Origin of the sequence: Allosphingosinicella vermicomposti (assembly GCF_003012815.1) — a bacterium.
In the GTDB taxonomy this organism is placed as follows: domain Bacteria; phylum Pseudomonadota; class Alphaproteobacteria; order Sphingomonadales; family Sphingomonadaceae; genus Allosphingosinicella; species Allosphingosinicella vermicomposti.
In genome coordinates, this window is sequence record NZ_PXYJ01000001.1 from 1,032,404 (window position 1) to 1,054,134 (window position 21,731).

19 protein-coding genes and 1 tRNA gene are annotated in these 21,731 nt (G+C 63.4%); 6 read left to right on the plus strand and 14 right to left on the minus strand.

All coding sequences use genetic code 11. The features are described 5' to 3' along the window. Window positions 1–122: 122 nt before the first annotated feature. The 9 genes from clpX to C7I56_RS05130 all read right to left on the minus strand — a co-directional run bounded on the left by clpX (window position 123) and on the right by C7I56_RS05130 (window position 10,353). A complete protein-coding gene (gene clpX, locus C7I56_RS05090) occupies window positions 123–1,382 on the minus strand; it encodes an ATP-dependent Clp protease ATP-binding subunit ClpX (RefSeq protein WP_106639395.1) in 1,260 nt (419 codons plus the stop codon). Between the two features lie 101 nt (window positions 1,383–1,483). Beyond that, a complete protein-coding gene (gene clpP, locus C7I56_RS05095) occupies window positions 1,484–2,134 on the minus strand; it encodes an ATP-dependent Clp endopeptidase proteolytic subunit ClpP (protein ID WP_106639396.1) in 651 nt (216 codons plus the stop codon). Window positions 2,135–2,288: 154 nt separating this feature from the next. Beyond that, entirely contained in the window at window positions 2,289–3,218 is a 930-nt protein-coding gene (locus C7I56_RS05100; protein WP_106639397.1) for a glycosyltransferase family 2 protein, read from the minus strand. Window positions 3,219–3,313: 95 nt separating this feature from the next. After that, window positions 3,314–4,852, minus strand: a complete 1,539-nt coding sequence (gene tig / locus C7I56_RS05105) for a trigger factor (protein ID WP_106639398.1) — start codon at window positions 4,850–4,852, stop codon at window positions 3,314–3,316. A 53-nt stretch (window positions 4,853–4,905) separates the two neighbouring features. Beyond that, window positions 4,906–4,990: transfer RNA gene (locus C7I56_RS05110), tRNA-Leu, on the minus strand. Window positions 4,991–5,145: 155 nt separating this feature from the next. Continuing rightward, entirely contained in the window at window positions 5,146–6,621 is a 1,476-nt protein-coding gene (gene gatB / locus C7I56_RS05115; RefSeq protein WP_106639399.1) for an Asp-tRNA(Asn)/Glu-tRNA(Gln) amidotransferase subunit GatB, read from the minus strand. 160 nt (window positions 6,622–6,781) lie between these two features. Next, the gene (gene gatA / locus C7I56_RS05120; protein ID WP_106639400.1) at window positions 6,782–8,260 is read right to left on the minus strand and encodes an Asp-tRNA(Asn)/Glu-tRNA(Gln) amidotransferase subunit GatA; all 1,479 of its coding nucleotides are present in this window, start codon (window positions 8,258–8,260) and stop codon (window positions 6,782–6,784) included. Next, window positions 8,260–8,547: an Asp-tRNA(Asn)/Glu-tRNA(Gln) amidotransferase subunit GatC gene (gene gatC / locus C7I56_RS05125; protein WP_106639401.1), complete on the minus strand. Its 288-nt coding sequence runs from the start codon at window positions 8,545–8,547 to the stop codon at window positions 8,260–8,262. The genes gatA and gatC overlap by 1 nt, the downstream gene beginning before the upstream one ends. Before the next feature lie 42 nt (window positions 8,548–8,589). Beyond that, window positions 8,590–10,353, minus strand: a complete 1,764-nt coding sequence (locus tag C7I56_RS05130) for a DUF4153 domain-containing protein (protein ID WP_106639402.1) — start codon at window positions 10,351–10,353, stop codon at window positions 8,590–8,592. Between the two features lie 116 nt (window positions 10,354–10,469). On the opposite strand from C7I56_RS05130, the gene C7I56_RS05135 reads away from it, so the two are divergent. The 3 genes from C7I56_RS05135 (at window position 10,470) to C7I56_RS05145 (ending at window position 13,091) form a co-directional block, all read left to right on the plus strand. Next, window positions 10,470–11,579: a DUF3089 domain-containing protein gene (locus tag C7I56_RS05135; protein WP_106639656.1), complete on the plus strand. Its 1,110-nt coding sequence runs from the start codon at window positions 10,470–10,472 to the stop codon at window positions 11,577–11,579. Continuing rightward, window positions 11,576–12,049: a Holliday junction resolvase RuvX gene (ruvX, locus tag C7I56_RS05140; RefSeq protein WP_106639403.1), complete on the plus strand. Its 474-nt coding sequence runs from the start codon at window positions 11,576–11,578 to the stop codon at window positions 12,047–12,049. The genes C7I56_RS05135 and ruvX overlap by 4 nt, the downstream gene beginning before the upstream one ends. A 133-nt stretch (window positions 12,050–12,182) precedes the next feature. Continuing rightward, a complete protein-coding gene (locus C7I56_RS05145; protein ID WP_106639404.1) occupies window positions 12,183–13,091 on the plus strand; it encodes an aspartate carbamoyltransferase catalytic subunit in 909 nt (302 codons plus the stop codon). A gap of 78 nt (window positions 13,092–13,169) precedes the next feature. Here the strand turns inward: C7I56_RS05145 and C7I56_RS05150 are convergent, their stop codons facing one another. The 3 genes from C7I56_RS05150 to C7I56_RS05160 are packed head-to-tail and all read right to left on the minus strand — an operon-like array spanning window position 13,170 to window position 15,764. After that, a complete protein-coding gene (locus C7I56_RS05150) occupies window positions 13,170–14,414 on the minus strand; it encodes an SPOR domain-containing protein (protein WP_158702999.1) in 1,245 nt (414 codons plus the stop codon). A 13-nt stretch (window positions 14,415–14,427) separates the two neighbouring features. Next, on the minus strand, window positions 14,428–15,036 hold the full coding sequence (locus C7I56_RS05155) for a hypothetical protein (RefSeq protein ID WP_342587694.1): 609 nt from the start codon (window positions 15,034–15,036) through the stop codon (window positions 14,428–14,430). A 14-nt stretch (window positions 15,037–15,050) separates the two neighbouring features. Further along, complete coding sequence (locus C7I56_RS05160) at window positions 15,051–15,764, minus strand: ParA family protein (RefSeq protein WP_106639406.1); 714 nt, start codon at window positions 15,762–15,764, stop codon at window positions 15,051–15,053. A 158-nt stretch (window positions 15,765–15,922) separates the two neighbouring features. Here C7I56_RS05160 and C7I56_RS05165 point away from each other — a divergent pair, with 158 nt between their 5' ends. Beyond that, window positions 15,923–16,243 carry a hypothetical protein gene (locus tag C7I56_RS05165; RefSeq protein WP_207789940.1) on the plus strand — a complete coding sequence of 107 codons (321 nt, stop codon included), beginning with the start codon at window positions 15,923–15,925 and terminating at the stop codon, window positions 16,241–16,243. Here C7I56_RS05165 and serB read toward each other — a convergent pair. Beyond that, window positions 16,240–17,118 (minus strand): phosphoserine phosphatase SerB, encoded by an 879-nt coding sequence (serB, locus tag C7I56_RS05170; RefSeq protein WP_106639408.1) that lies wholly within the window; start codon window positions 17,116–17,118, stop codon window positions 16,240–16,242. The genes C7I56_RS05165 and serB overlap by 4 nt on opposite strands. Between serB and miaA the strand changes: the two genes are divergently transcribed. Further along, window positions 17,111–18,040: a tRNA (adenosine(37)-N6)-dimethylallyltransferase MiaA gene (gene miaA, locus C7I56_RS05175; RefSeq protein ID WP_106639658.1), complete on the plus strand. Its 930-nt coding sequence runs from the start codon at window positions 17,111–17,113 to the stop codon at window positions 18,038–18,040. The genes serB and miaA overlap by 8 nt on opposite strands. Before the next feature lie 111 nt (window positions 18,041–18,151). Here miaA and C7I56_RS05180 read toward each other — a convergent pair whose 3' ends face one another. Continuing rightward, complete coding sequence (locus C7I56_RS05180) at window positions 18,152–20,275, minus strand: ComEC/Rec2 family competence protein (protein WP_106639409.1); 2,124 nt, start codon at window positions 20,273–20,275, stop codon at window positions 18,152–18,154. Window positions 20,276–20,300: 25 nt separating this feature from the next. On the opposite strand from C7I56_RS05180, the gene gltX reads away from it, so the two are divergent. Beyond that, window positions 20,301–21,728, plus strand: a complete 1,428-nt coding sequence (gene gltX / locus C7I56_RS05185; RefSeq protein ID WP_106639410.1) for a glutamate--tRNA ligase — start codon at window positions 20,301–20,303, stop codon at window positions 21,726–21,728. The last annotated feature ends 3 nt before the right edge of the window (window positions 21,729–21,731 follow it).

Genomic DNA, 21,731 nt, shown 5'->3' on the forward strand with positions numbered 1-21,731 from the left:
GATTATCCCCGCGCGCTCGTCCCCTATATTGGCCCCCTGCCCTCTGGCATCAAGCATATTGGCAAAATGAAAGGGGCCGGCGGTCGCCCGCCAGCCCCTCATCGATCCGAAGTGAACCGGCGTCAGGCCGCGTTTTCGTCCTTCTTTTCGGCATAAACGCGGACGGGCTCCTTGCGACCTTCGACCACATCCTTGTCGATCATCACCTCGTCAACGCCTTCCATCGAAGGCAGGTCGAACATGGTGTCGAGAAGGATATTTTCGAGGATCGAGCGGAGGCCGCGAGCGCCGGTCTTGCGCTCGATGGCCTTCTTGGAGACCGAGACCAGAGCTTCGTCGGTGAAAGAGAGTTTCACGTCCTCCATCTCGAAGAGCTTGCCATATTGCTTCACCAGCGCGTTCTTCGGCTCCTTCAGGATCTTCACGAGCGCCTCGGTGTCGAGATCCTCAAGCGTCGCGATGACCGGCAGGCGGCCGACGAATTCGGGGATGAGGCCGAACTTCAGCAGATCTTCCGGCTCGCCCTGCCGCAGCACCTCGCCGGTGCGGCGTTCTTCGGGCGCGGCGACATAGGCGCCGAAACCGATCGACTTGCCCTGCAAGCGGTCGCCGATGATTTTTTCGAGGCCCGCAAAGGCGCCGCCGCAGATGAACAGGATGTTGGTCGTGTCCACCTGCAGGAATTCCTGTTGCGGATGCTTGCGGCCGCCCTGCGGGGGAACCGAAGCCGTGGTGCCTTCCATCAGCTTCAGCAGCGCCTGCTGCACACCCTCCCCCGACACGTCGCGGGTGATGGAGGGATTGTCCGACTTGCGGCTGATCTTGTCGATTTCGTCGATATAGACGATGCCGCGCTGCGCCCGCTCGACATTATAGTCAGATGCCTGGAGCAGCTTCAGGATGATGTTTTCGACATCTTCGCCGACATAACCTGCTTCGGTCAGCGTCGTCGCGTCGGCCATGGTGAACGGCACATCGAGGATGCGGGCCAGCGTCTGGGCGAGCAGGGTCTTGCCCGAGCCCGTCGGGCCGACGAGCAGGATGTTCGACTTGGCAAGCTCGACGTCCGCGCCCTTCGCGCCGTGATTGAGGCGCTTGTAATGATTGTGGACGGCGACGGAGAGCACGCGCTTGGCGTGGCTCTGTCCGATCACATAATCGTCCAACACCTTGCAGATTTCGAGCGGCGTCGGAACGCCGTCGCGGGTTTTGACCAGCGCCGACTTCGTCTCCTCGCGGATGATGTCATTGCACAGTTCGACGCATTCATCGCAGATGAACACGGTCGGGCCGGCGATGAGCTTCCGTACCTCATGCTGCGATTTCCCGCAGAAGGAGCAGTAGAGAGTGCTCTTCGAATCGCCGCCGCTTAACTTCGTCATAAATGTCCTTACTGGGGCCGCGGCCCCGTTGGGGTCACGACCATTTTACCTTGTTCTTCCGTCATCTCAATGGCTGACGGCTGAATAGCGTTCCGCTTAAATCAAGCGGGCGTCACCTCAGCCGCGCCGGTCGCATCACCATCGCCCACTTCCGGACGCTTTTCGAAGACTTCGTCGACGAGGCCGAACTCCTTGGCCTCAGCCGCGCCGAGGAATTTGTCGCGCTCGACCGCATTCTCGATCGTTTCGATCGGCTGGCCGGTATATTTGGCCATCAATTCATTCATCCGGTGCCGGATGCGCAGGATTTCCTTGGCCTGGATTTCGATGTCCGTCGCCTGGCCCTGCGCGCCGCCCGAAGGCTGGTGAATCATGATCCGCGCGTTGGTGAGCGCCACGCGCATGCCCGGTTCACCCGCCGCAAGAAGGAACGCGCCCATCGAGGCCGCCTGACCAATGCAGACCGTGCCGACGCGCGGGCGGATATACTGCATCGTATCGTGGATCGCCATGCCCGCCGTAACAACCCCGCCCGGCGAGTTGATGTACATGAAGATGTCCTTCTTGGGGTTCTCTGATTCGAGGAACAGAAGCTGCGCCGTGATGAGCGTCGCCATATGATCCTCGACCGGCCCGGTTACGAAAACGATCCGCTCGCGCAGCAGTCGGGAATAGATGTCGAAGCTGCGCTCCCCCCGGTTCGATTGCTCAATAACGATGGGGACGAGGGCGTCGCGAATGGCGTCGTTCATAAGGTTCCTGAAAGTCCTGTTTTGGTCTCGATAAGGTGAACATCGGCGCTTAACACGCCGGGTTCAAGCCCCGATCTCGTCTCAACGCGTCATTCCGGCGAAAGCCGGAATTTCCTGTCGCCTGCCCAAGATTCCCGCTTTCGCCGGAATGACGTTAAATTTGCCCCGGCGCCGGAAGGCTCAGATAAGCAAGCCGCCTCACCTCTCGGCGCCCGCGCACGACGGTGTCGAGGATCAGCCCGGTAAAGGCCGACAATGAGGCGAGGATCATCAGGCCCGTGACCAGGATCGCCGTCGGGAAACGCGGCACGAGGCCGGTTTCGGCATAAGTGACGATCAGCGGAATGGCGAGCACGACCCCAAGTGCGGCCAGGAAGGCGCCAATCCCGCCGTAGAAGAGCACCGGCCGCTCGATCCGGAACAAATGGACGATCGTTTTCAGGATGCGCCAGCCGTCGCGATAGGTGGACAGTTTCGATGCTGACCCTTCCGGGCGAGCTCCATAAGCGGTCATCACTTCGCCCACCGGCATGGCGAGTTCCAGCGCGTGGACGCTGATCTCGGTTTCCGTTTCGAAACCGCGTGAAAGGGCCGGGAAGCTCTTCACGAAGCGGCGCGAAAAGACGCGATACCCTGAGAAAATGTCGGTGAAAGTGCGGCCGAACAGGCTGGCGAGGAGGCCGGTGAAGAGCTTGTTGCCGAGCTTGTGGCCCCGGCGATAGGCTTCCTCAACCTCGGATTGGCGGGCTCCGACCACCATGTCGAGCTGTTCTTCAACGAGGCGGCGAAGCATTTCCGGAGCGGCGGCGGCGTCATAGGTCGCGTCGCCATCGGCCATCACATAGATGTCGGCATCCACATCCGCGAACATACGACGGACGACATTGCCCTTGCCTTGCATCTTCTCGCAGCGGACTATCGCACCTGCCTCTGCCGCGACCTGCATGGTGCGGTCGGCGCTGTTATTGTCGTAAACATAGATGGTTGCGGCCGGGAGCGCGGCACGAAATCCGGCCACGGTCTGCCGGATCGCCGCTTCCTCATTATAGCACGGAAGCAGAACCGCGATGCGTAAGCCTGCCATCACTCCCCCACTCCGTTCGGCCTGAGCCTGTCGAAGGCCTGCCCTTCTTGTAAGAAGAAAGACAGCACTTCGACAAGCTCAGTGCGAACGAAAGCTTACTTCTTCGGAGCGGCCTTCTTGGCCGGAGCCTTTGCGGGCTTCTCAGCCGTGTCCGCCGTCTCGGCAGCGGTCTTCTTCGCAGCTGGCATCTTCGCGGGCTTTTCCTCAGCTGCGGCTTCATTGGCCTTCTTCGGAGCGGCCTTCTTCGCCTTCGGCATTTCGTCGTGGCTGTGACCGTGGCCGCAATCCGGGCCATGGACGTGGCCGACTTCGGCCTCGATCTCATGCTCCAGCTCTGCACGGCTTACGATGCGGTCGCTGATTTCGGCCTTGGAGAAGAGGAAATCGACAACCTTGTCCTCGAAGAGCGGCGCGCGGAGCTGCGCGGCGGCCATCGGGTTCTGGCGGACATATTGGACGAACTTCTCACGATCGGCCGGGCGATATTGCTGCGCGGCCTGCATGATCAGCTGGTTCATTTCCTGATTATTGACGTCGACACCGTTCGCCTGACCGATTTCGGAAAGGAGCAGGCCCAGACGGACGCGGCGCTCCGCGATGGCGCGATAATCGTCCTTTTCCGCTTCCATTTCCTTGCGGGCGGCTTCCGGATCGGCTTCGTGGCCCGCTTCATGCTCGAGCTGCTGCCAGATCTGGCCGAATTCGGCTTCGACCATCGACGGCGGCACTTCGAAACTGTGGCTGTCGGCGAGCTGATCGAGCAGCTTGCGCTTCATGTGCGTACGGGTGAGCCCGTTCAACTCCTGCTCGAGCTGGCCTTTCACGAGGCCGCGCAGCTGATCGATCCCTTCGAGGCCCATGGACTGAGCGAACGCGTCGTCCGCCGTCATTTCCTTGGGCGTCTGCACTTCGGTGACAGTGACATCGAAGGTCGCGGCCTTGCCAGCGAGATTTTCGGCACCGTAATCGGCCGGGAAGGTGACATTGAGCGTCTTCTGCTCATTGGCCTTCACGCCGACGAGCTGGTCTTCGAAGCCTGGGATCAGGCGGCCCGAGCCGAGCTCGACCGACATACCTTCGCCCTTGCCGCCTTCAAATGCGACGCCGTCAACTTTGCCCTCGAAATCCATGATCACGAGGTCGCCGGTCTTCGCGGCATATTTGGCCGGAGCCTTTTCAAAGCTCTTCTGGCCCGAAACGATGCGCTGTAGCGATTCCTCAACCGCTTCGTCACCCGGTTCGACGGTAAGACGCTCAAGCTTCAGGCCATCGATCTTCGGCGCAGGGATCTCAGGGAGCGTTTCGAGTTCGACCTTAACGCTGGCGTCCTTGCCCGCCTCATAGCCCTCTTCGAGCTCGACGGTCGGCTGCATGGCCGGACGGAGCTTCTTTTCGCCGAGCAGCTTCTGCACGCCATCCTGCACGGCCGCGTTCAGCGCCTCCTGCTGCAGCTGTTCGCCATGCATCTTGCGGACGAGGTTCGCGGGCACCTTGCCGGGGCGGAAGCCGGGCATGCGGATCTGCGGCGCGATCTTCTTCAGCTCGCCATCGACGCGGGCGTCGATATCCTTGGCGGTGATGGTGATCTTGTAAGCCCGCTTCAGGCCCTCGTTCAACGTCTCGACAGTCTGCATTTCGAACCTTCGTTATAGGAATTTCGGTGCCGGCCCTCGCCCGGTGGCGAAGCTGGTGCGGGCGAAGGGACTCGAACCCCCACATCTTTCGATACTGGAACCTAAATCCAGCGCGTCTACCAGTTCCGCCACGCCCGCATAAGGACCGCCGGTCGCGCGGGTCTATAGCAGGGTGGCTAGCAAGGGCAAGGCGGAGTTGTCGCTGCACCAAAAGTGTTCCTGCGAAAGCAGGAACCCAGACGCACCGAACGCTTCAACTGGGCTCCTGCTTTCGCAGGAGCACATTCACGGACTTAACCCAAAGCCTTCTTCAGAAGGTCATTCACCACGCCGGGATTGGCCTTGCCGCCCATTGCCTTCATCGTCTGGCCGACGAAGAAGCCGAACAGTTTGTCCTTGCCACCGCGATATTCGGCGACCTTGTCCGCGTTCGCGGCCATGACTTCGGCGATCACCTTTTCGATCTCGCCGGTATCCGAGGTCTGCTTGAGGCCGCGCTCCTCGACGATCTTTCCCGGATTGTCGCCGGTTTCGAGCATGATCTCGAACACCTGCTTGGCGAGCGTGCCCGACAGCGTGCCATCGGCGACAAGGCCGATCAGCTCCGCGCCTTGTGCGGGCGTGACCGGACTTTCGGTGATGTCCTTGCCGAGCCTGTTCAGCGCGCCGAACAGATCGGAAATGACCCAGTTGGACGCGGCCTTGCCCACTTCCGGCCCGGTCTTGCCAGTCGCGGCGAGCAGCTCCTCAAACCAGCGCGCGGTTTCGACCTCGGCGGTGAGGACTGCGGCGTTGTAAGCGCTGATCCCCAGTTCCTGCTCGTAGCGCTTGCGCTTGGCGTCCGGCAGTTCGGGCAAGCTTTCGCGGCATTCGCGAAGGAAATCGTCCGAAAGCTCCAGCGGCAGCAAATCGGGATCCGGGAAATAGCGGTAATCGTGCGCATCTTCCTTGGAGCGGAGCGTGCGCGTCTCGCCCTTGTCCGGATCGAACAGGCGGGTTTCCTGGACGACGCTGTCGCCGCTTTCGAGGACATCGACCTGACGGCTCGCCTCATATTCGATGACAGCCATGATGAAGCGCACGGAATTGACGTTCTTCGTCTCCGTGCGCGTGCCAAACGGCTCGCCCGGGCGACGCACGGACACATTCACGTCCGCGCGCATCGATCCCTGTTCCATATTGCCGTCGCACGAGCCGACATAGCGGAGGATGGAGCGCAGCTTCCGGACATAAGCCCCTGCTTCTTCGGGAGATCGCATGTCGGGTTTCGACACGATTTCCATCAGCGCCACGCCTGAACGGTTGAGGTCGACATAGGAGAAAGACGGATGCTGATCGTGCATCAGCTTGCCCGCATCCTGTTCGACATGGATACGCTCGACGCCGATTTTCTTGGTGGCGCCCCCCTCCAGCTCGACCTCGATCTCGCCCTCGCCCACCAGCGGGTGGTAGAGCTGCGAAATCTGATAGCCCTGCGGCAGATCGGCGTAGAAATAATTCTTCCGGTCAAAACGCGACCAGGCGTTGATCTTCGCATCGATCGCCATGCCGGTGCGGACGGCCTGCCGGATGCATTCCTCGTTCAGCACCGGAAGCATGCCCGGCATCGCAGCGTCGACGAGGCTGACCTGCGTATTGGGCTCCGCGCCGAATTCGGTCGCCGCGCCCGAAAAAAGCTTCGCCTTCGACGTCACCTGCGCGTGCACTTCAAGGCCGATCACGACCTCCCATTCACCGGTTGCGCCCTGGATACGATAAGGAGCGTTCATCGAGTTTTCCGTCTATTTTTTCGCTCTTTAGCGCGACGTTCTAATATTTTCTGTCGTTCTCTACTGACAGTCTCGCTCGAACGTCGGCCGAACTTTAGCTTTCTAACACCTTCGACGATCCCCTCCCCCACTAGCTGAAAAAGGATTTCGCCGACCCAACTCACCACCATGCCTCCGGCCGTGCAGTGAAGCCCGCGCGTTCTTCCAATGCCAAGCCGGCGTTCATCACACCCTGCTCGTCCAGCGGCTTGCCGATGATCTGGAGGCCGAGCGGCAGGCCTTGCGCGTCGAGACCCGCGGGCACCGACATGGCGGGAAGGCCAGCGAGGCTCGCCGGAACCGCGAACACGTCATTGAGATACATGCCAAGCGGATCGGTGGTTTCGCCGAGGCCGAAGGCCGCGGACGGCGCGGTCGGCGTCAGGATCAGGTCGACCTGCTTGAACGCGTCCTGGAAATCGCGGGCGATGAGTGCCCTCACCTTCTGCGCCTGGTTGAAATAGGCGTCGTAGAAGCCCGCCGACAGCACATAAGTGCCGATCATGATGCGGCGGCGGACTTCGGCGCCGAACCCGGCGGCGCGGGTCGCCTTGTACATGTCATCCAGGCTGCCATTTTCCGGTGCCACGCGATTGCCGTAGCGAACGCCGTCATAGCGGGCGAGGTTCGAAGACGCCTCGGCCGGGGCGATGATGTAATAAGTCGGCAGCGCATATTTGGTGTGCGGCAGCGAGATTTCGACGATCTCAGCGCCCGCATCCTTCATCCACTGGATGCCCTGCTCCCACACCGCATCGATCTCGGCCGGAACGCCGTCTATGCGATATTCCCTGGGGATGCCGATCCGCTTGCCGCGAATGTCCGACGAAAGACCCGCTTCCCACTGCGGCACGTCGAGCTTCAGCGAAGTCGAATCTTTGGGATCGTAGCCGCTCATCACTTCCAGCATGATCGCGCAGTCGCGCACATCGCGCGCCATCGGCCCCGCCTGATCGAGCGAGGAGGCGAAGGCGACGATGCCCCAACGCGAGCAGCGGCCGTAAGTCGGCTTCACGCCGGTAATGCCGGTGAAGGCGGCGGGCTGGCGGATCGAGCCGCCCGTATCCGTCCCGGTCGCGCCAGGGCAGAGCCGCGCCGACACGGCCGAAGCCGAGCCACCGGACGAACCACCGGGCGTCAGCGCCGCATTGCCGCCGTCGTTCCGGCGCCAGGGGGACAGGACGTTGCCGAACGCGCTCGTCTCATTCGACGAGCCCATGGCGAATTCGTCCATGTTCAATTTGCCGAGCATGCCTGCGCCCGCCGCGAACAATTTGCCGCTGACGGTGCTATCATATTCGGGCTTGAAACCTTCCAAGATCTTGCTGGCCGAAGCAGTCTGCACGCCCTTCGTCGCGAACAGATCCTTGATACCGAGCGGCACGCCTGAAAGCGGCTTGAAGTCGCCCTGGCTGCGGTCGCGATCGGCCTGTTCGGCGGCGGCGATCGCATGGTCGGGCGTTTCCACCGTAAAGGCGTTCAGCGCCCGCGCCTTCTCCACGGCGGAGATGAAGCTGTCGGCCACCTCGCGGGCGGAGAAATCGCCTTTGCGGAAGCCGTCGCGGATCGCCGCGATGCCGAGGTCGTTCAAGTTCGCCATTATTCGATCACCTTGGGAACCGCGAAGAAGCCATGTTCGGCGACAGGCGCGTTCTTCAGCACCGCGTCGCGGACATTGCCGTCGGTGATTTCATCGGGCCGCATGCGGAGCTGGTTGGGGATGACGGCCGTCATCGGCTCGACGCCGGTGACATCGACTTCGCCCAGCTGCTCGATCCAGCCGAGAATGTTGTTGAGCTCCGGCACCAGCGCCTCGACCTCATGGTCGGTGACGGCGATGCGCGCGAGCTTGGCGATATGGCGCACGGTTGCGGTATCTACGGACATGGGAGCGGCGCTAGCATCCGCCCCCGTCCGCTTCAAGCAGCCTTATTCGAACGCTTTGCCGACCGACACTTCGCCAACGAAGACCTGGCGTCGCGTGACGTCGCGGATCGTGACCCGTCCCTCGTCCATCGCGCGTTTGATTTGTTCGGTCCGCTGCACCGGATTGCCGACGGTTGCGGGGAGCGGCTCGTCCACCCTCCAGGCATCGCCGCTTTTGTAGAACGGACGCACTTCGGGCGCACAGACATCCTCCGACACCGTGCCAGCCTGATCGGGAGGCGGAGCGCATATACTCTGCCGTACCGCGACGGCAGTTTCCTCGCCTTCCTCATAGTAGATGCGGCAGCGATCGTTTTCGTTGCAGTAGGATATCAAACGCATCGCTTCCCGAAGCTCGGGCGGTAAGGCGACGGGCCGAGGCAGGACTTGCCATCGCGCCAACGCAGCGTTCTGTTCCTTGGTCACTTCGGGTAGGACGGGCACAGCCATCTCCCAGCGATCCTTTTCCGCAATGACCTCTGCGGCGCGCTTGCGTATCTCGGGCGTCGCGCCCTCCTGCGCGAGGCGGCGCAGCGCCCTCATGCCGCTCGGCCCGAAATCGAAGCGCAGCGCGCGCCAGTCGAATTGCTCGATGCTCACCTTGCCGGATGCGAGCCGCGCCACCTGATCCCGCGTCGAAATCGCGCCAAAGCTGACGAGCGGCGTCGCGAGCAGAAACGCGACAGCGCAGACGATCACCGCCAGGCGCACATTGGCCGGCCGGATCAGTCCCGGCCAGTCCTTTCGTCCCCGCAGGAGCGAGACGGCATAAGCCACCGCGCAAATCGTTGCGACGATCACGAAAGTCAGCGCCCAGAGCCGCGAGGGCGTGAAGCCATATTGCGCGATGCGCTTGCCCGTCGATACGGCAGCGATGAGAGTGAGCGGCAGGATCGCGCCTGCAAGCGCCGTGGCACTCCACCGCATGACCCGGGCCTTCGATTCCTCCTCCGGCACATTGCCGATCACGGCGTTGGCGAGCAGGATCGCACCCAACACGCAGGTCAGCAGGATAGAAGTTGCCGATTGCGTATCCCAAAGTGGCGCTAATCCCTTGAAAAGGAGTGAGAGTAGGAAAAGCAGAAGCGCTGCCGCAAGGATCGGCGCCAGCACCGAGAGGATCGTCATCGCGACGCGCTGAACGAGGAACAGCACCTGATCGCGGTCTCGCAGGAGACCCATGACGCAGCCGAACGCCGCGCCCGCCAGCATCCACCCAAACCAGTCATTCCTCATCAGATCGTTGATGAATCCGATGCCGATCAGGTCGAAAAGCGCCGCGACCAGCCACATCATCAGCCAGACGAGCAAGGTGAAACCGCAGGCGAGCACCCACAGGACGATGTTTGTCCAGGCATGGATATGGACAGAAGGATAAGGGAGCCGCGCCTGGCCTTCGTCCCGGATCGTCTGGAACAGCGGCGCCGCGATTACGACGGTGAGCGCTGCGGAAACGAAGCGCCAGCCCTCGCTTCCACTCCAGCCATTGGGGCCGCCATTCCAGTGATAGACGAAGGCAAGCACCAGGCCGGCAGCCGCCGCGAAGGCGAGGCTCCAGGCCCAGCGGGTCCGCTCCAGCGTGAAGGAGGCAACGATGCCACCGGTCAGGAGGAAGACCGCAGCCCCGCCGCGCCAGAGGTTGGCCATGGCTTCGGGTCGAAAATCGTCGAACAATTGCGAGATTGCGAGGCCGAACAAGGCCCCCGCTGCCGCCAATATCGCCGCGCGTGCAGGCCAGGCTTCGTGTTCGCCAACATGTTCAGCCATCTTCAACCCTCCCAGGATGGCCAACTTAGACGCCAAATGGTTTGACCTTGCAACACTGGCCGTCTTGCTGTTGGAACGGCGCGAGTTTTCGAGCGAGGGTCGATTAAACAAAGATGCTGGCGCGCCGTTTCCTGTGGATCATTGCGATCTTCATCATCCTGCTGCTTGCCGGAGCGCTTGGCTATCGGCTGCTCGAACGGCCGTTGATGCGTGCCGCGCTGGTGCCGAGCGCGCCGTTCGAGGCAGTTCCGCAACCCGGCGTGGACTATCGTCCCGCCTCCATGTGGATCGCGCGGCCGGATGTTGCGGACAATCCCGCTCTTTGGCTTCCGGACGGTTTCGCGGATCAGCCAGCGGCGGGCAATGCGTCGGTCTTTTTCATCCATCCAACCTCCTATCTCGACCGATCGCGCTGGAATTCGCCGATGGATGACGCGGATTCGCAGCAGCGCGCGCGCCTGTTCGTGCGCAGCCAGGCGAGCATCTTCAACGGCGTCGGCGCGATCTGGGCGCCCAAATATCGTCAGGCGACGTTCGGCGCCTTCCTCACCAATCGCGCCGATGCCGCAAAGGCGCTTGATTTCGCCTATCGCGACGTTCTTTCCGCTTATGAGGAGTTTGTCCGCCAAGCGCCTGCGGACAAACCGATCATCCTCGCCGGGCACAGTCAGGGCAGCCTGCACTTGACCCGCCTCCTCGCCGAGCGGGTGAAGGGATCACCCGAGGCCGCGCGCGTTGCGGCCATCTATGCGGTGGGCTGGCCGGTTTCGATCTCGGTCGACCTGCCCCGCTTCGGCTTCCCGGCCTGCGCAACGCCTGACCAAACCCGATGCCTTATTTCCTGGCAGAGCTTTGCCGAGCCGGCGGGGACCGACATGGTCACCGATATTTACGACGCCTCGAACGGCAGCAATGGCCGGAGCCGCGCCGGAACACCGATGGTTTGCACCAACCCCCTGACCGGAGCGGCGGGCGGCACGGCAAAAGCGGAGGCCAATCTCGGCACGCTTGAGCCCAATGGCGATTTGAGTGCGGCCGGGATCGTGAAGGCCGCGGTGCCCGCCCGGTGCGACGCGCGCGGTTTCCTGCTGATCGGCGAAGATGCGCCGGAACTTGGCCCCTACGTTCTTCCCGGCAATAATTATCATGTCTTCGATTATGCGCTGTTCTGGGCCAATGCGCGGGCCGACGTGGCGCGACGGCTGGCAGCCTTCACCGCACAATGATTACCGCATCGATCCCGGAATTTCGCGAAGCGCTGCCCGGAGGCGGGCGCCTGATGGGTCTCGACGTCGGCACGCAGACGATCGGAATCGCGCTTTGCGATGCGGGCTGGACGATCGCGACCCCGGCCGAACTTCTGAAGCGCGTGAAGTTCACTGTGGACCTTGCCCGCATCCGCACCTTCGCCGCCGAACAATCGGTAACGGGCTTCGTACTTGGTCTGCCGCTCAATCTCGACGGCACGGATAGCCCCCGCACCCAATCGACCCGCGCCTTCGCCCGCAATCTCGCTGTCCTTGAAAAGCCGATCCTGCTCTGGGACGAACGCTGGTCGACGCAGGCGGTTACGCGGACGCTTATCGACGCCGACGCCAGCCGCGCGCGGCGCGCCGAGCTGGTCGACAAGATGGCTGCGGCCTATATCCTGCAAGGCGCGATCGACGCGCTTGCGGGGTTTTCGTCAGCTTTCTAACAGTCCGTTCGTGCTGAGTAGCCGCTGAGCTTGTCGAAGCGGCGTATCGAAGGCTCGCAGAAGCGCTTCGATACGGGTCTTCGACTTCGCTCAGCCCCTACTCAGCACGAACGGGAAAGGTATAAAGCCCGACATGAACAGCGCCTTCCCCCATCGCCACCTTCTCGGCATCGAGCAATTGAGCGCCGATGATATCCGCCTGATCCTTGATGAGGCCGACAATTGGCTTGAATTCAATAGGGGGCCGCGCCGTCGCCTTGATCGGATGGCGGGGCTGACCCAAGTCAACGCATTCTTCGAAAACAGTACGCGCACTCTCCTTTCATTCGAAATGGCCGGGAAGAAATTGGGCGCGGAAGTCGTCAATATGCACGTCGCGCAATCGAGCGTGCAGAAGGGCGAAACTTTGATCGACACCGCGCTGACGATCAATGCGATGCGGCCGGACATTTTCGTCATGCGCCACGCGTCGGACGGCGCGGCGGAGGAGGTCGCGGCCGTGATGGACTGTCCGGTCGTCAATGCGGGAGACGGGCGCGGCGAACATCCAAGCCAGGCTCTGCTCGACGCCCTGACCATCCGCCGCCATTTCGGCCGGATCGAGGGGCTGACCGTCGCGATCTGCGGCGACATTCGCCACAGCCGCGTCGCGCGATCCAATTTAAAATCGCTGACGAAGCTCGGCGCGCATGTGCGCTTGGTTGGTCCGCCCTCCCTGATCCCGCAGGGAAGCGAGGGCTTCACCAATTTCGATGAAGGCATCGAAGGCGTGGACGTGGTCATGATGCTACGGATCCAGCGCGAGCGGATGGATGCGGCGATGTCGGACAGCCTTGGCGATTATCACGCCGCTTATGGCCTGACCCGCGATCGCCTTGCCAAGGCGCCGCAAGCGGTGGTCATGCATCCGGGGCCTATGAATCGAGGCGTGGAGATTGCCAGCGATGTCGCCGACGATCCGGAGCGCTCGTTGATCCTCAAGCAGGTGGAGGCGGGAGTCGCGGTGCGGATGGCGATATTGGGACTGCTGACACGCACTTAACGCCCGGCTTTAGCAGGAAGCCGGAATGTTGGACGGCCGGTTTGGCCCCCGACCGTCCATCCCGAGGGAACCGAAAGCTCAGCGCATGGCGATTTTTTGCGAGTCTCCGCCAAGTGCGCGGACGAAGCAGTCGCCGCCCTTCGCCTTCACGGCACGGCAGGCGCGATTGGCCTCGCCAGCTGTGGCGAAGCCCTGAACGGCAAGGCGATGGAAGGCACCTTTGCCTTCCGGAGCGATAACCGTTGTGATCATCTGCCGGTCGGCGGTGAAGCCGTAGCGGCGTTCGGCCGACTTCCACGCCTTTTCCGCCTGCGCGCGCGAGCTGAACGCGCCGATCTGAACGACATAATTGCCCGATGACAGAGCGGGCAGCGGCCGGGGCGCGATGGCTGGCGACAGAGGTGCGGCGGGCATTGCTGCGGACGCTGGAATGAAAACAGGCTGCGGCGCGGTTGGAGCGGCTTCGATCGCGGCCGGAGCCAGTGCGGGCATGGCCATCGCAACGGGCTCGGCTTCCGCCGACATCTGGGGTGCGTCGACCGGCCTCATTTCCGCATAAGCCGTGTCATCTTGGACCGGAGCGGCCAATGCGAGCCGTGTCGGCTGACCCGAATCATCGACCGGATCGAAGCCAAGGAAAGCGATTACGCGGCCATCCGTGCCGGGCCGCGCCATCGCCGCCCATTTCTGGATGCGGGCAGTGGCTTCCGACGGCGACAAATCCTGCATGGCGACGGTCTGCGCCTTCCGCCAGTCACCGGCCAAGGCATAAGCAAGGGCAAGGTTTTGACGCACGCGGGAATCCGCATCGAATGAACGGGCTTCTTCTTCGAGGATCGTCACGCCACGCGGCGCATCGCCGACCAAAGCGTAAGCAAGGCCAAGATCGCTCGCCTTCGCGCGCCCTTCCATCTTTTCGAGCGCCGAAAGGGCAGCGAGATCCTTGCCCAAAGCGGCGCGGGTCAGCGCCAGATACAGGCCCGCATGCATGTTGTCGGGATTGAGGATCACCGTGTCGGAGAAGGTGCGCTCGGCGGCAACATAACGTCCGCTACGCAGATACGCCTCGGCCAACGCCATGCGGTAGGCCGCGTCGTTGGGCGACAAAGCAACCGCTTCCTCCATCAGGGTCAGCGCCTTGGCAATGTCGCCTTTCTGGGCGGCCTGCTGCGCCTTTTCATAAAGGCGGCTCGCCTCGCTCTGCTCCTTGGCCGGGCCCCGGGTCAGCGCGGCGATACCCATCTGATCGCCCGACGTCTGACAGCCCACGGTCGTCAGCGCGATGGCGAGAGCGGAAACGGCGATGCGCACGGTGACGTTCATTGTCTTCCCCGTATCAATGCTTCTTCGCGGAACTGGCGACATCGTCCAGCCCGGATATGCTTTCGAGATAGGCGTCGAGGGCGTCGGTCACCAGCATCTGGGCCGACCGGCCGCTCACCGCGCACGCCAAACGGAGGCGCAGGTGACGTTCGGGATCGAGGCGCAGCGTAAACGCCGCCTTTGCCTTCGTACCCGGCACGACGCGGCTGCGCGGGAGAACGGGTGCTGCGGTCGTCGCGAAGTCGAGCGCCTGGCGCTTTTTGGGTGCCGGAATGGCCTTGGCTTCGGGCGCTGGAGCTTCAGGTGCCGGAGCCTCGAAATGGGTGGCGAGATCGCGCTGCTGTTCGACGACGGGGGGCGCCGCCTCCGCAATCGGCTCCGGCGCGATATCCGAAACTGGGCCCGGCGTCAGCGCTGCGATCGAGCTTGGCTGGCGCTCCGGCATCGGTTCCGGCGTCAATTGCGGTGCGGGGCGGCTCTGCTGCCCCATGTCGTTCCAGCCAAGGTCTTCCATGGCGCCGAAATGGCCGAAGCCCTGTGGGCGCATGGCGGGCTTGGCCGTGCCCTTGCGCGCGAGGAGCCCTGAGGAGAGAGAGGCAAAGGGTTTGACGTCGCTCATCATTTACGCTCCTCGAACTAACCGGCCACGCGGCGGCCGAAGCCACCGGCGCGCGGCATCGCGGCCTGCGGCGCGACAATGCCCGGCGCCGAAAAGACGGTCCGGCGGAAATTCTTTTCGAGGCGATCGGAGATATAGGACCAGAGGGTCACGATCTCGTTCGCCGATTTGCCCTTGGGGTCGATCTCCATCACGGTACGCCCATCGATCATCGATGCGGCGAAATCCGTGCGGTGATGGACGGTGACCGGCGCCACCGTGCCATGCTGCGACAGGGCAACGGCGGCTTCGGACGTGATACGGGCCTTCGGAGTAGCGCCGTTGACGACGAAGATGAGCGGCTTTCCGGCGCGTTCGCACAAATCCACCGTGGCGCCGACGGCACGAAGGTCGTGCGGACTCGGGCGGGTCGGGATGACGATCAGCTCGGCGACCTGAATGACGCTCTGGATGGCCATGGTGATGGCGGGCGGCGTGTCGATGACGGCAAGGCGGAAGCCCTGCTGGCGAAGCACCTCGAGGTCGGCGGCAAGGCGCGCGACCGTGGTCTGGGCGAAAGCGGGCATATCGGCCTCACGCTCGTTCCACCAATCGGCGAGCGATCCCTGCGGATCGATGTCGATCAGGCAGACGGGACCAGCCCCGGCAAGCTGCGCCTGGACGGCCAGATGTCCCGACAAGGTGGTCTTTCCCGATCCCCCTTTCTGTGACGACAATGCCAACACGCGCATAATAATTCTCCGGTTTCCCCTTCGGCAAACGGGAAACTGCGCCTTTTCATCCTAAATTTAAGTTAACGCGGCGGCCCTACCGGCGCTTTAACCAATTCTTCGAACCTTTCCCGTTACCTGCCCGTATCGATTGACAGGTTGAGGCAGAGACAGACCCCATGCTGGTCCAGCTGAAAAGAGAGAATCATGGCGCAATGGCGTCACCGTGGCGTCGCCGCCGCCCCTGCCTGATTCTGTCGCGCGGTACACATATGGCGGCACTCACCGACATTTCGGGGCGCGGGGCGACCTTGGAATGTTCGGCACAGCTCGATCTTGGCGACACGATCACCCTCGCCCATCCGGAAGCGGGGCGGATAGAAGGCCGCGTGGAAGCCTTGACATCGAAAGGCATCAGCATCGTGTTCGAACCAGGCGATGCCGCCATGGCCTTCGCCCTCGCCGCCATCACGGCGGACATGAGCGATCCGGCTTACTAAGCCACCCACTCCCGCCGCATATAACCCTGGGCGTAGAGAAGCGCGCTGAGATCGGCATGGTCGAGCCGGGCGTCCGCCGCGGCCTGCGTTCTTGGCTTGGCGCGATAGGCAACGCCGAGGCCCGCAGCCTCGAGCATCGGAATGTCATTTGCGCCGTCACCCACCGCGAGCACCTTTTCCGGGGGCAGAGATAGAGCGGCCGCAGTTTCAAGCAGCGCGTCGAGCTTTGCCTGCGCGCCCACGATGGGACGCGCGACAGTTCCGAGCAGCTGACCGCCCTCGATCTCCAATCGATTGGCGATGGCGCGGTCGAAACCGATCTCGGCCGCGACCTTGTCGGCAAAGCGCGTAAACCCGCCCGACACGAGAAGACATTGAGCGCCATTAGCCCGCATGGTGCGCACCAGCGCCTTGGCGCCCGGCATGATCGACAGGCGCTCGGCATGGCAACGATCGATCGCCTGTTCCTCAAGCCCCTTAAGGAGAGCCACACGCGCGTCGAGCGCCTGTTCGAAATCGAGGTCTCCCCGCATTGCTAGCTCGGTTACTTCCGCGACTTGAACCTTGAGGCCCGCATAATCGGCAAGCTCGTCGATGCATTCGATCGTGATCATCGTCGAATCCATGTCGGCGACGAGCAACGCCTTGCGCCGGTCCGCCTCGCCCTGAACGACAACGTCGACGCCGGGGATCAAGCCCTCCAACACCGCCCGTGATCCGGCCGGATTGTTGGCGATCAATAGGTCGCAGGCCACATCTTCTTCCAGCCATTGGCGGCCCATGGTCTGGACATTGGCGGCGGAGAGGGCATCTTCGGCGGCCGAAACGTCTCCGCTCGAAAGCCTGTCAGCCGCTATCAACGTCGCAATGAACATGAAATCTTCCCTTCCAAGGCTGGCGCTTATCGCGGGCCCAACGGCCAGCGGCAAGTCCGCGCTCGCCCTCGCGCTCGCCGAGCGGACCGGCGGCGTCGTGATCAATGCCGACAGCGCGCAAGTCTATCGCGACCTCCGCATCGTTTCCGCGCGGCCATCGCCGGGGGATGAGGCGCGCGCGCCGCACCGGCTTTACGGCTATCGCGACGGGGCTGACGCCTGTTCGGCGGCGGATTGGGCGAAGGATGCCAAGGGCGCGATCGCCACGGCCCGCGCGGAAGGGCAATTGCCGATCCTCGCGGGCGGCACCGGGCTTTATCTGCGCACGCTGCTCGACGGCATTGCCCCAGTTCCGGATATCGACCCCGATATCCGCGCCGCAGTGCGCGCATTGCCGGTGGCCGCAGCCTATGCCGCGCTTTCGACGGAAGATCCCGAGGCCGCCGCCCGCCTCAAGCCCGCCGACACCACCCGCATCGCAAGGTCGCTGGAGGTTGTCCGCTCGACTGGCAGGCTGCTTTCCCACTGGCAGCAGCAAAAGGAAGGCGGGATTGGGGCTGAAGTCGCTCTTTCCCCTCTCCTGCTCCTGCCGCCTCGCGACTGGCTTTATGCGCGTTGCGACATGCGTTTCGACGCTATGGCAGGGCCGGAGGGCCAGACTGAAGTCCGCACCCTCCTCGCCCGCAATCTCGATCTAGCCCTACCGGTCATGCGCGCGATCGGCGTTCCCGAAATCGGCGCCTTGGTCGAAGGCCGGCTGAGCCCGGAAGACGCCATCGCGGCTGGACGCACCGCCACCCGCCAATATGCCAAGCGCCAATATACCTGGTTCGCCAACCAGCCCCCGGTCGATTGGCCGCGCTTCCAAACTCCGCTCAATGCGCCGGACGCGATGGAGAACGCCCTCTCCTTCCTCGCCTAACCTCCCCGCTAGCCCTGGGCCTGTCGAAGGGCGTGTGCAGGGTGCGATTCACACGGGCTTCGACAAGCTCAGCCCTAGCGGTGGTGGGTAGATAGGTAGCGAGCGGAGTCGCTAATAAGCCCAGGGGTGGCCCTTCACACTATCCGCCACGGTGCGGATGCGGGCCCGGTCGCCAAAGTTTATCGCCAAGCCACCCGTTTCCCGCAGCAAGGCCCGATCCGCCTTCAGCCAGCGCGCCACGCAGGTTCGCGGCAACATCCTGTCGCTCACCACGATATCGGCATCGGCGCAGGCCCGGCGGAGCGGCGCGAAATCGACATAATGGGTGCTGCGCGTCGCGAGTAGGCGCCACTGGCGCCCGTCCTTTTCGATCGTCGCGACGCAAAGGTCCGGGCTGCACGCCGCGCCTTTCATATTCTCGATGGCAGGAAGATCGGCCTCAATCCCCGCCGATTCGGAGAGCATATCGCGCACATAATCGCCCGCGCGGGGCCGGAGGATCGCCATTCCCTGATCCGCCCTGACCGCAAGGTGGCGGCCATCCCCGGTTACGATGAGGTCGGGAGGTGGCATCACAAGCGCCCAGCCCAGCCCCGCACCAAAGGGAACCAGCCCCCAGAATCGCCACCCCGTCCGCCACAGCGCCAGCCAGATCCCGCCCGCCACGATCAGCCCGAAGGCGGCGGGGGGCATGGACGGCAGCATGGCCACCGCTCCGGGCGCGGCGGCAGTCGTCCGTGCGACGAAAAGGAGCAAGTGGAGCGCCTGCTGCACGATCCACCAGAACGGCGCACCAAGGCCGAGCGCGTCGAAGAGCAAAGCCAAAGCTTCGGCGGGCATGATCACGAATGTAGTGAGCGGAATGGCGACAATATTCGCGAGGGCGCCGTAAACGCCCGCTTTGTGGAAGTGAAACAAGGCGATGGGCGCCAACGCCACTTCGACGGCAAGACCGGTGACGAGGAGCGAAAGGAGGCCCCGCCCTATGCGACCGCCCCACCCTTCCCCTTCCTGCTTCATGAACAGCGCCTTCAAGCGCGGATGCTCGTGGAGGGCGATAATGGCGGTGACGGCAGCGAAGCTCAGCTGGAAACTCGGGCCCGCCAAAGCCTCCGGCCAGAAGAGGAGGACGATCAGCGCCCCCGCCGCGACCAGCCGCAGCGTGATCGCCTCCCGCCCCAAGGCAAGGCCGCCAAGCACCAACAGAGCCGCCACGCAGGATCGGATAGTCGGCACCTCCGCGCCAGCGAGCAATGTATAAGCGACGCCCGCCACTGCGCCTGCGCCTGCAGCGACGAGGACGAGTGGCCAGCGCAGCGCAAGCGCGGGGCTTAGGGCCAAGAGGCGCAGCGTCAAAAGCATCGCGGCGCCGACCACGGCGGTGACGTGAAGGCCACTGATCGACAGAAGATGCGCAAGGCCGCTCTGCCGCATCGCTTCGTCATCCTCGTCGGCGATCGCGCCGCGATCCCCCGTCACCAGCGCGGCGGCAATTCCTCCGGCTTCCCCGTCGAGGCGCGACTGGATATGTCCCGTCAGGCTTCGCCGCCATTCGGAAAGCCGAAGAGCAAATCCGCTTTCCTGCGGTTGAGCGACGATCCCCACAGGGCCCAGGGCGCTGCCGGTCGCGCCGACACCCTGGAACCACGCGACCCGCGCAAAATCGTAAGCGCCCGGCACAGCCATCGGCGCGGGCGGCATCAACCGTGCGCGCATCTCGATTACCTGCCCCGCTTTCGCTTGCGGCAACGCACCCTTCACATTCACTCTCACCTTTGGCGGAACGTCGCCGCCGTGAGGTTGGAGGACAAGTCGCGTGGTGTCCCGCGCAGGAATCGGCTGCACCGCCAGGATCGTCGCTTGAAAGGTTGCCACCACCGGCCGTTTGAGCCGGGGCGCAGCCACCTGTTCCGAGCGGAGCCAGATCAGCCCGCAACCGAGGCCTGCCAGCAAGGCGAAGACGGCCAGCGCCCGGCTCCATCTTCTCCCCGTCAGCGCACCGAAGCCGAGCGCCAGCCCGAAAGCGGCGAACAGGAAGGCGATCCAGGCACTCTGTCCGTCGAGCCAGAACCAGGCCGCGATTCCGGCGCCGAGCCCAACAGGCACGAACAGCGGCAATTGGTCCCGCTCCGCATCGAGCCGGATTTCCAGCCACGCCTCAACGGATGACCACCAACGGGGCCTTTGTCGCGGCTCATCCGCTATGCTAGGGGCGCCGTGATCCGTGGCCGTCATGGCCCCTACCTTGGAGAAATAGCGCGTGGGCGCAACCGTTCAGAATCCTCAGGTCGTTACGCGCTTCGCGCCGTCCCCCACCGGCTTCCTCCACATCGGGGGCGCGCGTACGGCGCTCTTTAACTGGCTGTTCGCCCGACATCACGGCGGCAAGTTCCTGCTACGCATTGAGGATACCGACCAGGTCCGCTCCACCGACGCGGCGATCGAGGCGATCCTGGACGGCATGAAGTGGCTCGGCCTCGATTGGGACGGGCACGAATATTACCAATCGCAGTTCGCCGCCCGCCATGCCGAAATCGCGCATGAATTGCTCGCGAAGGGCCATGCCTATCGCTGCTATGCTACTCCGCAGGAGCTGGACGCGATGCGTGCCGAACAGCGCGAGAAGAAATTGCCGTTGCGCTATGACGGACGCTGGCGCGACCGCGAGGCCGGGCCAGAGCAGGACGGCATGCCCTTCTCGATCCGCCTCAAGGCGCCGAAGGATGGCGAGACTGTGATCGAGGACAAGGTGCAGGGCCGTGTCGTCGTCCAGAATAGCGAGATCGACGATTTCATCCTGCTCCGCTCGGACGGGACGCCGACCTATATGCTCGCCGTCGTTGTCGACGATCACGACATGGGCGTCACCCACGTCATCCGGGGAGACGATCACCTCAACAACGCCTTCCGCCAGCTCGGCATCATCCGCGCCATGGGCTGGCCGGAGCCGACCTATGCCCACGTTCCGCTGATCCACGGACAGGACGGCGCCAAGATGTCGAAGCGGCACGGCGCGACGGGCGTGGACAGCTATCGCGATGAGCTTGGCGTGCTTCCCGAAGCGCTTAACAACTACCTCCTTCGTCTCGGCTGGGGCCATGGCGACGATGAAATCATCAGCCGCGAGGATGCCGTGCGCTGGTTCGACCTCGATCATGTGGGCCGTTCGCCGTCGCGCTTCGATCTGAAGAAGCTGGAAAATCTGAACGGCCACTATATCCGCGAAGCCGATGACGGCCGCCTTGCTGGCATCGCCGCGCCGCGCATCGGCGCCCTCATTGGCCGCAATCTGTCGATCGACGAGATCGCGCTTCTCACCCGCGCCATGCCGGAGCTGAAGCCGCGCGCGAAGAATATGAACGAACTGTCCGAAGGCAGTACATTTCTTTTCAAATCCCGTCCGTTGGACATGGACGAAAAGGCCGCGAGCTTGCTAGACGGCGAGGCATCAAGCCTGCTGGCTCGCGTCCACGCGGCCCTTTCCGCGCTTCCCATATGGAATGCGGAAGGCGCCGAAGGAGCGGTTCGACAGGTATCTGAAGACGCCGGGGTCAAGCTCGGTCAGGTCGCGCAGCCGCTTCGGGCCGCATTGACCGGGCGGGCGACGTCTCCGGGTATTTTCGATGTACTCGTTCTGCTGGGGCGCGACGAAAGCCTCGCCCGTATCGCAGACCGGATGACGAGATAAGGA